Source organism: uncultured Corynebacterium sp., assembly GCF_902489365.1.
Classification (GTDB): domain Bacteria; phylum Actinomycetota; class Actinomycetes; order Mycobacteriales; family Mycobacteriaceae; genus Corynebacterium.
Genome location: NZ_CABTZR010000028.1, coordinates 1 through 14431, shown reverse-complemented (window position 1 = coordinate 14431; position 14431 = coordinate 1). Strand labels below are relative to the sequence as shown.

13 protein-coding genes are annotated in these 14431 nt (G+C 59.5%); 10 read left to right on the top strand and 3 right to left on the bottom strand.

Features of this window, described 5'->3' with window-relative positions:
* The first annotated feature begins 3 nt into the window (after positions 1-3).
* The 3 genes from RDN59_RS05910 (at position 4) to RDN59_RS05900 (ending at position 3988) form a co-directional block, all read left to right on the top strand.
* A complete protein-coding gene (locus tag RDN59_RS05910; protein WP_308607040.1) occupies positions 4-3063 on the top strand; it encodes a bifunctional [glutamine synthetase] adenylyltransferase/[glutamine synthetase]-adenylyl-L-tyrosine phosphorylase in 3060 nt (1019 codons plus the stop codon).
* A gap of 140 nt (positions 3064-3203) precedes the next feature.
* Positions 3204-3521: a hypothetical protein gene (locus RDN59_RS05905; protein WP_308607039.1), complete on the top strand. Its 318-nt coding sequence runs from the start codon at positions 3204-3206 to the stop codon at positions 3519-3521.
* Between the two features lie 29 nt (positions 3522-3550).
* Positions 3551-3988, top strand: coding sequence for a hypothetical protein (locus RDN59_RS05900; protein ID WP_308607038.1), 438 nt, complete (start codon positions 3551-3553; stop codon positions 3986-3988).
* A gap of 300 nt (positions 3989-4288) precedes the next feature.
* Here the strand turns inward: RDN59_RS05900 and RDN59_RS05895 are convergent, their stop codons facing one another.
* Positions 4289-5590, bottom strand: a complete 1302-nt coding sequence (locus RDN59_RS05895) for an MFS transporter (protein ID WP_308607037.1) — start codon at positions 5588-5590, stop codon at positions 4289-4291.
* A gap of 38 nt (positions 5591-5628) precedes the next feature.
* Between RDN59_RS05895 and thrC the strand changes: the two genes are divergently transcribed.
* The 6 genes from thrC to RDN59_RS05865 all read left to right on the top strand — a co-directional run bounded on the left by thrC (position 5629) and on the right by RDN59_RS05865 (position 10144).
* The gene (gene thrC / locus RDN59_RS05890; protein ID WP_308607036.1) at positions 5629-7074 is read left to right on the top strand and encodes a threonine synthase; all 1446 of its coding nucleotides are present in this window, start codon (positions 5629-5631) and stop codon (positions 7072-7074) included.
* A gap of 4 nt (positions 7075-7078) precedes the next feature.
* Positions 7079-7231, top strand: a complete 153-nt coding sequence (locus tag RDN59_RS05885; protein WP_168162647.1) for a hypothetical protein — start codon at positions 7079-7081, stop codon at positions 7229-7231.
* A 61-nt stretch (positions 7232-7292) separates the two neighbouring features.
* A complete protein-coding gene (locus RDN59_RS05880) occupies positions 7293-8072 on the top strand; it encodes a trypsin-like serine protease (protein WP_308607035.1) in 780 nt (259 codons plus the stop codon).
* 18 nt (positions 8073-8090) lie between these two features.
* A complete protein-coding gene (locus tag RDN59_RS05875) occupies positions 8091-8624 on the top strand; it encodes an NUDIX domain-containing protein (protein WP_308607034.1) in 534 nt (177 codons plus the stop codon).
* A 158-nt stretch (positions 8625-8782) separates the two neighbouring features.
* Positions 8783-9394: an META domain-containing protein gene (locus RDN59_RS05870; RefSeq protein WP_308607033.1), complete on the top strand. Its 612-nt coding sequence runs from the start codon at positions 8783-8785 to the stop codon at positions 9392-9394.
* A 168-nt stretch (positions 9395-9562) separates the two neighbouring features.
* Positions 9563-10144, top strand: coding sequence for an META domain-containing protein (locus RDN59_RS05865; RefSeq protein WP_308607032.1), 582 nt, complete (start codon positions 9563-9565; stop codon positions 10142-10144).
* Between the two features lie 52 nt (positions 10145-10196).
* Here RDN59_RS05865 and RDN59_RS05860 read toward each other — a convergent pair whose 3' ends face one another.
* The gene (locus RDN59_RS05860; RefSeq protein ID WP_374044591.1) at positions 10197-11084 is read right to left on the bottom strand and encodes a hypothetical protein; all 888 of its coding nucleotides are present in this window, start codon (positions 11082-11084) and stop codon (positions 10197-10199) included.
* A gap of 546 nt (positions 11085-11630) precedes the next feature.
* On the opposite strand from RDN59_RS05860, the gene RDN59_RS05855 reads away from it, so the two are divergent.
* A complete protein-coding gene (locus RDN59_RS05855) occupies positions 11631-13082 on the top strand; it encodes a hypothetical protein (RefSeq protein WP_308607030.1) in 1452 nt (483 codons plus the stop codon).
* Between the two features lie 169 nt (positions 13083-13251).
* On the opposite strand, the gene RDN59_RS05850 is transcribed toward RDN59_RS05855, so the two are convergent.
* On the bottom strand, positions 13252-14431 hold a 1180-nt coding region (locus tag RDN59_RS05850), incomplete at its 5' end, for a hypothetical protein (protein ID WP_308607029.1).

The window sequence follows — 14431 nt, the reverse complement described above, 5'->3', positions numbered from 1 at the left end:
AGCATGCGTCCAGCGTCAGTACCGTCCCCGGCGACTCTTGGCCTTACCCGGCCAACTGCTGCGGAGGATCTTTCCCGTCTCGAGTGGGATAATCCAGAATCCCTGGAGCTGCTGTGGACACTGGCCGGAACCGGCGATCCCGACATGGCCCTCAACACCTTGATGAGGATCTTCGAGGGAGCGCCCGAGATTGGGCCAGCGATGCGTGAAGACGAAACCCTTCGAGTTCGGCTGCTCGCCCTATTGGGCGGATCCTCGGCGTTCGGTGATCACCTCGCCGCCCACCCGGAGACCTGGCAAGAACTGCAGCGCCCGTTGCCTACCCCAACGGAAATGCTGAACACACTATTGGACGAGGTGGGGGCGGAACCGGCGACGTACGCTGAGCAACCGGACCACCCAGACACGGCGAACCCCGAGCTGACATCGCCCGGCACCTACCGCGCATCCCCTGGTGACCACAAAGCATCGCTCAAGGTGGCATACCGGACGCTGATGATGCGCATCGCCGCGCATGACCTCGCCGGTACCTTTCACTCCCGCAAGGGGCAGTCGCGGCCGCAACCACGAGTGGGGTTTCGTGAAGTCACCAGGCTGACGACGGCTCTCGCAGATGCCGCCTTGACGGCCGCGCTCGCAGGTGCGGTCCGTGTGGTCTATGGCGATGAGCCCCTCGATGCGCAGCTGGCAGTTATCGCGATGGGCAAGTGTGGCGCGGGGGAGTTGAACTATATCTCCGACGTGGACGTTATCTTCGTGGGCTCGGAGGCGACGCCGAAGGTTACGCGCCTAGCATCGGAGTTCAATCGAATCGGCTCGGCCTGCTTCTTCGAGGTCGACGCCAACCTGCGGCCGGAAGGAAAGTCCGGCGCTCTCGTTCGGACCCTGGATTCGCACGTGGCCTACTACAAGCGGTGGGCGGAGACCTGGGAGTTCCAGGCACAACTGAAGGCGCGACCGCAGACCGGCTACCTGCCCCTAGGCAAGGACTACGTGAGCCAGATCGGGCCCATGGTGTGGACTGCCTCGCAACGGGAGTCCTTTGTTGAAGACGTACAGGCTATGCGCCGACGCGTGCTCGAGAACGTCCCAGAAGAGATGCGCCTTCGAGAGCTCAAACTCGGGGAGGGGGGTCTGCGCGATGTAGAGTTCGCAGTCCAATTGCTGCAGTTGGTGCATGGTCGCTCGGATGATTCGTTGCGCACGCTCGCGACGGTCGATGCGCTCGCCGCACTTGTGCGCGCCGGGTATGTAGGGCGCGAGGATGGCACCCAGCTCATTGAAGCCTACGAGTTTCTGCGTCTGCTGGAGCACCGCCTCCAAGTGGAGCGCTTCCGCCGAACGCATACGTTGCCGGCGAAGGATGACCACAAGGCGCTCGAGTGGCTGGCCATCAACTCGGGTTTCCATCCGCAGGGCCACCAGTCGGCGGCGGATCGGATGAACGCCCATCTTCGGAAGATTCGCTTGCTTATCTCTGAGCTCCACTCGCGCTTGTTCTACCGCCCGCTGCTCAATTCCGTGGCATCGATGTCAGCGGACGAGCTCAAGCTGTCGCGCGAGGCGGCCCTCCTGCAGCTGGCGGCGCTGGGATATCGCCACCCAGACCGCGCCTTCGAACACCTCACATCCTTGGCCGCAGGCCAGTCGCGCAAGGCCCGCATCCAGGCCATCTTGCTGCCCACGTTGATGGAGTGGCTCTCGAACACCGCGGATCCAGACATGGGTTTGTTGAACTACCGCAAGCTTTCGGAAGCAGCCTACGACCGAACCTGGTTCCTGCGCATGCTTCGCGACGAAGGCGTCGTCGGCCAACGCCTCATGAAAATTCTGGGCACCTCGCCGTTTACGTCGGAGCTCATCATTCGGGCGCCAGACGTCGTCAAACAGCTCTCCGACGGCGCGGCCGGGCCCAAGCTCCTAGAAACCAAACCCGAACAAGTGTCTTCCGCCTTGGTCAATTCCACCAAGCGCCATGCGGACCCGGACAAGGCTGTCTCGGTCGCGCGGTCTCTTCGCCGCGCGGAGTTAGCACGAATTGCCGCAGCGGATCTGCTGGGATTCCTGCCGGTTCAGCAAGTCTGTTACGAGCTGTCCACCATCTGGAATGCGGTGTTGGAGGCAGCGCTCCGCGCCGAGGTCAGGGCGTGGCGGCTGGAGAACGACGATAACGAACCACCGGCTCGCATCGCCGTGATCGGCATGGGGCGGCTCGGCGGGATGGAGCTGGGTTTTGGCTCGGACGCCGATGTCATCGTGGTAGCGGAGCCAGTTGCAGGCAACCCGGAAGAGGAGGCGCTGCCGTGGGCCATCGGCATCATTGAGAAGCTGCGTCGCCGTCTGGCAAAACCGTCCGGAGATCCGCCCTTGGACGTAGACCTTGGTTTGCGGCCTGAGGGGCGCTCGGGGGCGGTCGTGCGCTCCATTGAGTCCTATGAGCGCTACTACTCCCAGTGGGGCGAGCCGTGGGAGATGCAAGCACTGCTCCGCGCTGCCTTTGTGGCGGGTGATGAGGACGTTGGCCAGCGTTTCCTCACCATGGTGGATGCTTTCCGTTACCCGCCAAAGGGCGTGAGCGAGAAGACCATCCGTGACATTCGTCGTATGAAGGCGCGCGTTGACAACGAGCGCCTACCGCGTGGTGCGGACCGCAATACCCACACCAAGCTGGGGCGCGGTGGGTTGACGGATATCGAATGGACCGTCCAACTGCTCCAAATGATGCATGCCCACGAGGTACCGGCGCTGCATGAGCCGTCCACGCTGCGCGTCCTCGATGCCCTCGAAGACAATGAAGTCATACCTGTGCACCAGGTACAGGAGCTGCGGGAGGCCTGGCTCTTGGCCACCGATGCCCGAAACGCTTTGGTATTGGTTCGCGGCAAGCGCGTGGACCAGCTGCCGGCACCGGGGCCGCAGCTGGCGCAGGTGGCTGGCGCTGCAGGGTGGGATCCCGAACATAACCAGGATTTTCTCGACCATTACCTCAAGATCACCCGCCACGCCCGCAAGGTGGTCGACGAGGTGTTCTGGGGGGAGGCGGAATCCTTCGAGCACGACTAAAAGCAGCTGTCCTACCCCCTTAGCCGGCCCCTGAGCCTACCCGGATCTAACCCTGATCTTGGTGCCGTACCCTGTTCATACCGGCGCTAAGCCGATAGCCTGGGCAGCAGTTACCTTCCCAGCCTTCTAAGGAGCACACTATGAGCCTCAACCTATCCCTCGACCTGAGCGATGCCACCCTCGCGGACCTCGAAGCCTTCCTTGCCGCGGCCCGCGCTGCTGGGTGCGATCCCGCAGCCGCGCTGAGCGTGGAGGGGACGGTGATGCACGTGGACGTCGCCAAGCCCCGCGTCCACTCCGACGTTTCGAAACCTGATACATCACGCCGCACCAACCTTGACCGCTCCACAGCGGAGTCCACCATCCGCTCCATCATCGATGCACTTTCCGAGCGCCTCGATCCACCGCATCCTCCGCACGGGACCTCCTTTGGCACGTTTGGGCCGAGCGTGGATTAATCCAATGAGCTAAAGGGAAGCCTAGAATTATGCCCGTGAAGTCCAAGCAGATCATCGCCGTATGGGTCCTCGTGATGGCGGCCGTCATCACCGTCGTCGGTGCAGGCTGGTGGATCACGGAGAGGAATCACGTACCGGAGGGTGCGCTGACTGTGGAGCAGGTCGTCAATGGTGGCGTGCCGCAGGATCAGTCAGTGAATGTCCACCTTGACCCCACCGAAAATGACCGCATCGTGGCCCTGGCGGAGGCGCTGGGGATCCCGTCGGAATCGGTCCCGCGTGGTCTGCTTTCAGTGGCGTCGGATAGGTACAGGTCCCGCCAGATCCTCGAAGCCGATCTGGACAAGGCGGTTGAGGCGGGCGCCATCACGAAGGAAGAGGCCAAGGGGACGCTCTCTGCCTTCGACGCGGGCATCGTTGCCCCGGTGGAGGGGCCGATCTTCGTGGAGTCGACCCCTGCTGAATAGCCCCCGGCTGGCAACGCTGGCACTGAAATCACAGGGTCTGGCAGGAGATGCGCAGTCAATCAGGATTTGCCTTGCAGGCGCGGCTCTTAAGCTCACACGCACAGATAACGAAACGATAAAGGTTGGTGCGTTGAGGTGGAGAAACGACGAAAACTGCGCGATCTTCTCAGGACCGTAGTGGGAGTGAGCATCGCCATCCTCGTTCCCATCGGCGGCGGGCTGGGTGTCTTCGAAGTGGCCAACGGGGTGCCCCTTGAGGCGTCGTTGAGCGCCCTGCCCCTCCAGTAGCTCAGCCTTGTACTAACTCACCTGGACGATTCTGGCGTGTGGGCCGTCCTCCTCACCCCGGCTGCGCAGGAAGTGCGTGATGAGGACACCCGCGATGCCGATGCACCAGACACCGAAGACCGCCCAGGCGGCAAGCTGGAAATCAGAGAACGGGTAGTCCGGCCCATGGTCCAAGTGGTCTAGTACTACGCCGACGAGTTGGGCGCCGATGACTGTGGCCAGGAAACCGCCCATGTTGCCCAGGCCCGTTGCCGTCGCGACGACGCGGCGATCAAGGTTTTCACGGACAATGTCGAATCCATAATTTGCCACCGGTGTGCACAAGGACACCACGCTGATGAGGATGATCAGTGAGAGGTAGCTGCCGCCGAAGAGGAAGAAGAGGACCCACACCGCGCAGTGGATAGCCACAAACGCTAAGGCGAGCCAGGGGCGGAAACCTCGGGCCCTGGACGATAACCTGCCGTGCAGGGGGCCCACCAGCACCATGCACACGGTAAACCACGTCAGGGCCCAACCGGCGCTGGTCTTGGAAAATCCCATGCCCGCCGTCATCATGGGCATGCCCCACAGCATGACAAACACGTTGGTGGCGGCAAGTCCGACCCAGTGAATGAAGAATGCCTGCCAGGCCACGGGCGAACGGAAAACCTGTGAGAGCAGCGCGCCCATGCTTTCTGGCTGCGCGTTCGGCTTTTCCTTCGGCTTCTTTACGATTCCGAGCGTTTCTGGGGAATCAGCAACTGCCACTGCGGCGGCGACAGCGATGAGAATGCCCACCGCGCCCAAGGTAACGAAGGCCATGGTCCACCCGCCCCAGCCCAGCAGCATGGCAAAAGGTAGGGCAGAGATAAACTGCCCCAGCTGTCCCAGCGAGGAGGTGACCTGCGTGAACATGGGGGTGCGATGCAGCGGGAACCAATAGGGCAGGATGCGCATCACAGAGAGGAAGGCGGTGGCATCACCCGCGCCGATGAGCAGGCGGGCGGCGATGGCTACCCAATAATTACTCGTGAAGCCGAGAAGCACTTGACCGAGTCCCATAATGATGGAGCCGATAACGAGCAAGCGCCGTGGGCCGAACTTATCAATGAGCATGCCCGTCGGGATCTGCGCCAGTGAATAAATGCCCAGTTGTACAGAGGTGAAAACAGCAATGCGCGAGGCATCGACCTCGAAGCGATCAATGGCCTCAAGCCCCGCTACGCCAAAAGATGTGCGTCCGGTAATTGCCACGATGTAGACCAACACTGCAGCTACCCACACAGAGAGAGCCTTAGTGGTAATTACATTGCGAGGATGAGGAACCGACATGGCTGATACTTTACGCGGCACCAACTAAGATGCAGGGGGTGAAGTACATTTCGACCCGCGATACCGCCCGCCAGCCAGCCGCCTTTACGGATATCCTCCTCGGAGGTTTGGCCCCTGATGGTGGGCTCTACCTGCCGGAAACTTACCCCCGCATCGACGACGCCACACTGACTAGCTGGCGCCAGACCTTGGCTGAGGGCGGCTACGCGGCCTTGGCCGCGGAGGTGCTTAAGCTCTTCGTGGATGATATTCCGGCAGAAGACCTCGAAGGAATTGCCCAGCGCGCCTACTCCTACCCGAAGTTTGACCATGAGGAGATCGTCCCCGTCAGCGAACTGGGGGAGGGCCTCTACATTGGCCATCTCTCTGAGGGGCCGACGGCTGCCTTCAAGGATATGGCCATGCAGATGCTGGGCGAGCTCTTTGAATACGAGCTGGCTCGCCGCGGCGAGACCCTCAACATTCTGGGTGCTACCTCCGGTGATACCGGTTCCTCGGCGGAGTACGCGATGCGCGGGCGCAAGGGTATCCGCGTTTTCATGCTGACCCCGGCCGGGCGCATGACGCCCTTCCAGCAAGCCCAGATGTTCGGCCTGGATGACCCTAATATCTGCAACATCGCCCTGGATGGTGTGTTTGATGATTGCCAGGACGTGGTCAAGGCGGTTTCGGCCGACGCCAACTTCAAGGCCGAGAACCGCATCGGTGCGGTCAACTCCATTAACTGGGCCCGCCTCATGGCGCAGGTGGTTTACTACATCAATTGCTACCTCAAGGTCACCACCGAGAACACCGAGAAGGTCTCCTTTAGCGTGCCCACCGGCAACTTCGGTGATATCTGTGCCGGCCACATCGCCCGCCAGATGGGCCTGCCCATCGACAAACTCATCGTCGCAACCAATGAGAATGACGTTCTCGATGAGTTTTTCCGCACGGGCAGCTACCGCCCGCGTTCCTCGGAGCAGACGTACAAGACGTCCTCGCCGTCGATGGATATTTCCCGCGCATCGAACTTTGAGCGCTTTGCTTTCGATCTGTTGGGCCGCGATGCCGCGCAGATTAAGGAGCTGTTCGGGACGAAGGTGAAGGAAGGCGGGTTCAACGTCGATAAGCAGGCGCTTGACGCCGCCCGCGCGGAGTACGGTTTTCTGTCCGGTTCCTCCACCCACGCGGACCGCCTCGCCACCATTAAGGATGTCCACGAGCGCTACGACGTGCTGGTGGATCCGCACACCGCGGACGGCATCAAGGTCGCCCGCGCGGTACAGGAAGAGTATGGGGTCGACACCCCCATCATCTGCCTGGAGACCGCCCTGCCGGTGAAGTTTGCGGAGACCATCGCTGAAGCCATCGGGGCTGAACCGGAGGTGCCGGAGCGTTTCGCCGGCATCTTGGACGCCGAGCGCCATGTTACGGATCTGCCCAATGATGCAGCGGCGGTGAAGGATTACATCACGCAGTACATCAAGAGCACGGAGGTTTAAGACAATGGGACAGGAACAATTCTCAGGCCCGGAGTATTTCACCGAATTTGACCCAGAGAAGTTCATCCGTGACATGAAGCAGGTCGCGGAGATGGAGAAGGAAAATAAGGAGAATAAGGCGGACTCGGGTGAGGCTGCATCCGCGACGGAAGACTAGCCGGCGCCTCCTTGGGGTACTGAGCACAGCGGGATTGGCGCTGGCCGGGTGCACCGTGCCGATGGGCGCCGGACCCGTACAGAAGGCAGCCTCCAGCTCAGCTGTCTACTCCACCGTCGCGTCAGCTGAGCCGCAGGTGCACTCGCCGGATTCCTCCCCGGTGCCTCCAGGCGCGGCATTGGATATTTCGACCACGCAGCCCGTTCCCGGCGAAGCCTTTGACTTCAACCTGTGCACGGTGGCGTGGAGCTTCGTGCTTGACGACGCCCGCACCATCGCCGTCACCGCCTCCCATTGCGGTGAGCCGGGGGATACCGTGTGGGCAGGCGCTGCAGACGGTGAATTTGTCTACCCGGCAGAGCCCGTCGGCACCATTATCTACTCCGATCTCAGCGCGCCGGCGACGCACCAACTGGATTTCGCTTTGGTGGAAATCACCAGGGACGCTGAGTTCTATGTCCCGCGGGACATGCCTACCACCGTCGTCGCAGCGGATGAACACATGTTGCCTGACAGTGTCTGCAAGCTGGGACGCATCACCGGTGAGACCTGCGGCCCGCTCACGCACGGTGAGGCGAACGGGAAACTCCAGTTTGATGACCGCACGGTGGAGACCGTCGCGGCACGCGCCCAGGTGTGCTCCACGCACGGCGATTCAGGAGCCCCGGTGTATGGCGCGCAGGGCAGCCCTTATGAGGACGTGATCGTAGGGGTCCTCTCGGGCACCACTGATGCGGCGGCCAGCAGTGAGGGGTGCGCGGATGGGTCGGAAGCGCAGATGTCGTTTACACCTGCCTCCGAGATCGAGGAACTCCTGCCGGAGATTCTGGCGCAGGTCTAAGGCGCTAAGATGGTGCCCATGCCCACTCCTGATTTTATTGTGTCCCTGCGTGAGAAAATCGGCCACGAGCAGCTCTTTTTGCCCAGCGTGACCGCAGTTATTGTGCGGGCCGTGCCTACCGGCTCCGCCATCTGGGAGCTGCCCTCAGTGCTGCTGGCCCAGCGTGCCGATAACGGCACGTGGGGTCCCATCTCTGGGATCTGTGAGCCGGGTGAGGAGATTACGGCGACCGCACTGCGTGAGGTTAAAGAAGAGATTGGTCTTGACGGGTGCATCGAAGCGCTTCTTGGGGTGGGGCAGGTGGGCCCCGTGGTCTGCCCCAATGGGGACAAATGCATGTACATGGATACCGCCATTCGTGTTTCCGTGCCGGATGATGCGGAGCCGGTCATCTCCGACGAAGAGAACCTTGACGCACGGTGGTTCTCCGTGGCGCAGATGCCGACGTCCGTCAGCGCCCGCCACCGCATGATCATCGGGGATGCTGTGGCGCAGATGAAGCACCCGCAGGGCTTCCGGCCCCGCATGGGCTACGTCAAGCGCACCTCTTAATCTGGTTTTAGTGGTTCAACCAGGTGTTTTCTGCTGCCAGCATGGCTGTGGCAAGCGGGGAAAACTGGCCTCCGGCGACATTGGGAGAACATGTCAACATCATAGGAAATGTATGAAAAACATTGCCATAGGAAACTATCCTGCATAGCTTCAGGGCCATGTTGTCACCCAGATTCAAGAAAGTAACCATCGCCACAACCTTCGCCGCATTCGCTGGCACGGCACTCGGAACCGGGGCTGCCTCTGCAGCAGAGCCTTCCTCCGGAATCTCCTTCGGCTCTAGCTCCGGTGAGTTGACACAGCTGAGCTCAACACTGTTTGGTAGCTCGAACCCTTCTCCAGAGAACCCCGAGAACCCAGAAGCACCGGAAGGTTCTGGCCTGATTGAAAAGGTAGAGGACGTGGAGGGCCTCACGGAACCTCTGACGGCAGAACAAGCCAAGGAGGTTCTCAACGGCAGCTTCGTTGCGAAGAAGAACGATAAGATCGGGCTTTCCTTCCAACCGGATGGAACCGTAGGAGTTTCTGATGGTTGTAACCTCGGTAACGGTACATACGCTATCGCGGAGGACACCGGCGCCCTAGAGATTAACGACGTCATAACCACTATGAAGGCTTGCGAGCCCGACGTGATGGTCGACGTTCACGATTTCAACGTCATCGTTCCGAAGAAGCCACAGGTCTATTCCATTGATGACACCACCATCGCATTGGTCAAACAGGGACAGGCAATTCAGTTCGTCAAGGTCGATACTCCTGAAGAGAAGTAAGTAACCTTCCTTATCAGTGGCCAACCCCTAAACAGGAGGTTGGCCACTTTCTGTGTTTTAGTCTGCGGCCTGTAAAGGGATAGGGGAGTCGTAGAGTTGCCTCAAAATATCATCGGAAACGCATGAAATGGGTTGATGTTGGCGGCCGCGGCCGATAGCTTCGGAGCCATGATTTCACGCACACTGAAGAAAGTAACCACTGCAACTGCGTTCGTCGCCCTCGCGGGTGGCGCCTTGGGTGCCGGTACTGCCGGTGCACAAGAACTATCCTCAGTTGATTCCGCGAAGTCCAGCCAGATTCAGGAGCTGAGCTCGCGCCTCTTCGGCGACTCCTTCTCCTCCTCGAAGGACCCGGAGGCACCGCAAGGCTCTGACTTGGTTGAGAAGTACGAGGACGTCGACGGCCTGCAGGACAAGCTGCCGGCTGATGAAGCACAGAAGGTTCTCAACGGTACCTTTGCCGCAAAGAAGAACCCCGCGATCTCGGTGACCTTCAATGACGATGGAACCCTGAACTTCGACGATGGTTGTAACGTCGGTAACGGCAGCTACAAGCTGGATCAAACCGATGCCATCGTGGTGGACAACCTGATCTCGACGCAGCGTGCCTGCGCCCCTGATGAGATGGCCGATGCCGATGCGCTGAACACCATCCTCTCTGCTAAGCCGGTGCTCATGCCGGTGGAAGGCAACACCTTCGCATTGGGCAGCCAGGGCCAGATCATCCAGTTCACCAAGGCTGAGAACTAAGAATTTGCATTCCTGAACGCTGCCGCTCAACGGGGCTAGTCCGGTAGGAGGGCTAGCCCCGTTGAGCTGTGCGTGAAGGTTTCTCTCGGAGCCAACTGATAAACCTGCATGAACAGGCGGTCCAGTGAGCGACGAGGAGCAGTGGGATACTGAGCGCGATGAGGTCCAAGAGCTCAGAACCATTCACCAGGGCTACTTGGTGCCCGCCCATGCTGATTGTTCCCGGCGGAAAGGTACACGCCCACCACGCAGGCGAGTAATCCACCCAGCGAGCAACGTTGGGGTAGAAGGTGAACATCGCATAAAGCACGAGGGGGATGGCGATCACCATGGCGGTAAGCCCGTAGTAGACAGAGAAACTACCGGGGTAGAGAATCTGCATTGCGGTGGTGGATTGGCCTACCACGCCCAGCGGCACCCATGCCGTCGCGGAGTTGGCGCCTGTGAGATTGACTTTGCCGTGCCAGGCGGCCCAGTACACGCGGATGAAGATGGGGACCGCCGTAGAAAGCGACATGACAAAAAGTACGGTACCCATGATGTGATAAGCGCGCCCGTAGTCGAGGGCGAGGAAGCCGGCCACGGAGGAGGAAATCATGGGGCCGACCAGCGGCAGGCCCCAGGTAAAGCGCGGCTGACCGTCGAAACGGGTGAGCTGGATGGCCCACGTGATGACGGTGACGGGGCCTCCTATCCAGAAGCCCACGAGGCGGAAGGTTCCGATATCCGTCAAACCCGATAGTGCTGCGCCGAGCGCCAGGATGCCGATGAAGTACATGGACCATTCCGCCATGGAGGTCCGCGCGAAGCTGGGCTGGCGGTAGAGGGCGAAGCCGACCGTGAGAACGAGAAGAATGACGCAGGCTAGCGCTGCGAAGATGGCGGAGCCAACCAGCATGTCTTCCTCAACGAGCAGCCGGGAAACGATGGAGGTGCCCATGAGGCTGCCGCCCCACGCGGGGCCGGGCGGTGGCAGGTGGCGGAATCTGTTAGTCACAGATGGAATGGTAGCCAGCACACCGTAGGAAAGCTCCTTTAATCAGCGGGATTGGACCGTGAGATTGCACCCTGTAGTGCGCTGCAGTAGGGGAAGGCACACACAGCGCGTGCGGCGGCTGAGCTCACCGCCGTTGGAACCGCATGTGTTCTCCAGGCTAGAAAAACCTCACCAACCCCCATTGCTGGGAACGGTGAGGAGCAATGCCTTAAGCGTAAGTGTAGAAGAACAAAATTGAACGCGCGCGCAACAGTAACTTGCTGATTATTTTGTCAAATATTTGGTTGTCGCTGGTCAATGGAACGGAATTATCCCCCGAGAAATACCCCCGAGTGTAGGGGTGTCAGTAAACTCTCTGACCTCAGCCTAGACGGCCCCTCTAGAAACCTACCCCGTAACATCAAATTTGCTACCCCTCGATGAGGGGCCAATTCCAGGCCAAAAGCATTTCGCCCTGCACTTAGGTAAGTATCCCGAGATAATCTCCCTATGGCCCCACAACAGCTCAGCGACCTCCAGCGCACCGTCCTGGAATGGGTGAACTCTGGTTGCCCCGAAGACTCGGCACCCAGCGGCAACTACAAGATTTCCGCCCGCAGTCTCGAAGGCTACGAGCTGGTGAAGATTAAAGGACATGGCGACGCATGGACGGCAACCATCACCGAGCGCGGCAAGCGGGTGCTCACAGGTACGGAGCCACTTCGGCCGAAGAAAAAGAAGAAGGCTACTGTTGGCGGGCCGGCCATGGGTAGCGAGCGAGTCGTGACCACCCCCAATCGCCCCGCCACCCCGTATCGTTCCCGCGTTACGCCGACCGTTGGGGAAGCACAACAGCTCCTTGCCGCTATCGAGGGCGCGCACCGCGGCTTCTTTCGCGTCAAGAGCAGCAAGGAGGAGTTTGAGCGCGAGTGGGAACCCCGTCTTAAGGCTGCGCAACGCGTGGCGCAAGAAAAGCAGCGCTCACGTCGTCTTGTCTTTAACCTCAAGGAAGAAGGCTGGAACTCGTGGTGGCCGACGCATGTACAGGCCGGGTTTGTCGACGAGGTGGTTCTTACAGAAAGCTCACGTCTGCTTCTTTCCGGGGAGCGACAAGTGAGCAAGTTGCACCCGATGGTTGCGCTGTTTACTGACAAAGCCAACTTTGATGTCTCCGCGAAAGCTGCGCCGCGTGCAAGGCGGCTACTTCATGTGCTTTTCACCGAGGCCGAACGGATTGGGTGGGAGGTGAATTCGCGAGAAATTGAGTCGAGGAAGTGGAACACGCCGTCACGCACAGGTGTCTATGTCGCTGGCCGGGAGATTACAGTCACCGAGCAGACTGACAAGATAGAACGCGAGCCAACCAGGAAAGAAAAAGCAGAGTTCAATCGCTACAACTGGGACAAGACGAGGGTCATGGGTCCTGTGTATGACCATGTGCCCAATGCCTTGCTCAGTATTGAAATGGGGTGGAATAAGGTAAACGACACAAAGAGTAACCCCCGTCGCCTAGACACGGCGCTGGCGACGCGTATGACACAGACCGCCGTCGAGAGATTCTTTACCAGTTGCGACAGTGACTTCAAACGTGAAGCGGAGGCGTCGTGGCAGCGTCGTAAAGACCACGCCGCCGAAGTTTTGAGGGTTCGTGAAGGGCGCGCGTTCGAGTTGGAAACCCTGCGTCGCCAGGCCAGCAACTACCGAGAACATCAGGGGTTACTCGCTTTTGTGGGTGAGCTAGAGGACAGCGGTGAAGTCGATGCCGACTACCTCGCATGGTGCAAGTATGTCCTGGAGCGTGAAAATCCTGTGCCGGTACTGGCAGTGCCACAGGTGCCGGAACTCGACCAGGAGGCGTTCAAGGAGGAGATCGCCGAGGTGGCGCAGACGCTGAGCGACCCGGAGCTGGATGTGTGGACGCCGGTGGAGTTGGGTGTTGCTGAGACTTCGGGTCCGGCGTAGGTAAGTTCGCTCCGAGCAATCGCATTGGCGTCGAACGGGATCGGGGACGATAAATTCCCTGTTAGGCAGGCACACTACTCACTAGGGAGCAGTTTGTGACAGGGGTCGAGTGTGCCCAAAGAGCTAAAGGGTCCCGTGACTCTTTTGCCGAAGTTCCGGCCTTGTCTGGTTAGCGCGGGAGTTCCTTGAGAACGGACTCCTCAATGCACTTTCTTTCGTACTGCTTCCATTTAGCTTCTGGCCGCGGCGTTGCATCCACGTATCTCGATGTGAGTTCCGGGTCCGTGTGCAACTGGTAAATCGGAGTTTCCTTGAACCGGGTGCGGTCATCTTCGCGGCTTCGTTCCAACCAAAATGCGGTTTCGTCGGGCTGCCCCAGCAGGATTGAGGCTCCTGCTTTTAACGGTGCTATATAGTGGTGATTGGCTGGCAGGCTTTCGCGAAAAAGTCGAATATCCGTAAGGTCAGCGTCAGTCAGATTCCCGAGCCGCTTATCAATTTGCCACACGTTTACCTGCGCAATCTCGGAAAATTCGGGTTCGGTGAAGAGCCAGGTGGCAAGTTTTCTGGCTCCTCTGAGCAGTTCCGTGGCGCGTCGTGGCTGTAAGTCCGCGGCCTCGATAAGTTTCAGCACGGTCTCGTTGGCGAAGTTGGTTCTCCTGTCGTTATCCACATACATCTCATATGCCTCGGTGATGTGCTCAAGTCCAAGGTTGAGTGTGGTTGAGATTTCTTCTGCCGTGAGAACTTCAAATGCAGTAATGCGCGTGTGGACCTCGGGGTCGTCTTTGGCAACCCACCAAAACTGCCCATTGTCGAGGTCTCCAACGCTTTTGATGGTCGCAAATTCTTCGTTGTTGCGGTGGGAAGCAAAGAAGCGAAGCTGCCATTTTCCAAGTCCGACCATAAGTTTGTGAGGTTGTTCGTCGGGGAGGGAGAACTTGCCACCGTACACGAAGTACTTGACAATATTCTCCAGCATGTCGAGGTTGGTATCGAAGTCGCGAACATGCAGTAGCGAGGTGTCGACGTTGAGGAGTTCGCACAAGGCGTTGATGTCTTGAAAGATTCGCAGGCGTTGCCTTTGAGGTGTGAAGTCGTAGTCGTTGAGTTTCCACCGGACTTCGTTTTCCCCGATGTCAAACGATTCGTTTTCGATCCAGTAGTTAAGAAATTCAAGATTGGTAAGTGCTTCGTCAAAGCCCTCAACTAGGGAAGATTTGACCTCTCCGCCTTGGTTCTTAATGTCTAGGGTGATGCGTAAGGAGGGGGTAACAGCGAGTTCCATAAGGTGATCGTTGATAAGCCGTCGGCGTGCATCCGAAATGACAATTGAGCCTGCGCGAAGT

Coding starts and splice junctions, on each gene's coding strand:
- RDN59_RS05905 (WP_308607039.1), top strand. CDS start 3,204: ATGAGCCTCAACCTATCCCTCGACCTGAGCGATGCCACCCTCGCGGAC.
- RDN59_RS05900 (WP_308607038.1), top strand. CDS start 3,551: ATGCCCGTGAAGTCCAAGCAGATCATCGCCGTATGGGTCCTCGTGATG.
- RDN59_RS05885 (WP_168162647.1), top strand. CDS start 7,079: ATGGGACAGGAACAATTCTCAGGCCCGGAGTATTTCACCGAATTTGAC.
- RDN59_RS05880 (WP_308607035.1), top strand. CDS start 7,293: ATGGGCGCCGGACCCGTACAGAAGGCAGCCTCCAGCTCAGCTGTCTAC.
- RDN59_RS05870 (WP_308607033.1), top strand. CDS start 8,783: ATGTTGTCACCCAGATTCAAGAAAGTAACCATCGCCACAACCTTCGCC.
- RDN59_RS05895 (WP_308607037.1), bottom strand. CDS start 5,590: ATGTCGGTTCCTCATCCTCGCAATGTAATTACCACTAAGGCTCTCTCT.
- RDN59_RS05865 (WP_308607032.1), top strand. CDS start 9,563: ATGATTTCACGCACACTGAAGAAAGTAACCACTGCAACTGCGTTCGTC.
- RDN59_RS05860 (WP_374044591.1), bottom strand. CDS start 11,084: ATGGGCACCTCCATCGTTTCCCGGCTGCTCGTTGAGGAAGACATGCTG.
- RDN59_RS05910 (WP_308607040.1), top strand. CDS start 4: ATGCGTCCAGCGTCAGTACCGTCCCCGGCGACTCTTGGCCTTACCCGG.
- RDN59_RS05855 (WP_308607030.1), top strand. CDS start 11,631: ATGGCCCCACAACAGCTCAGCGACCTCCAGCGCACCGTCCTGGAATGG.
- RDN59_RS05875 (WP_308607034.1), top strand. CDS start 8,091: ATGCCCACTCCTGATTTTATTGTGTCCCTGCGTGAGAAAATCGGCCAC.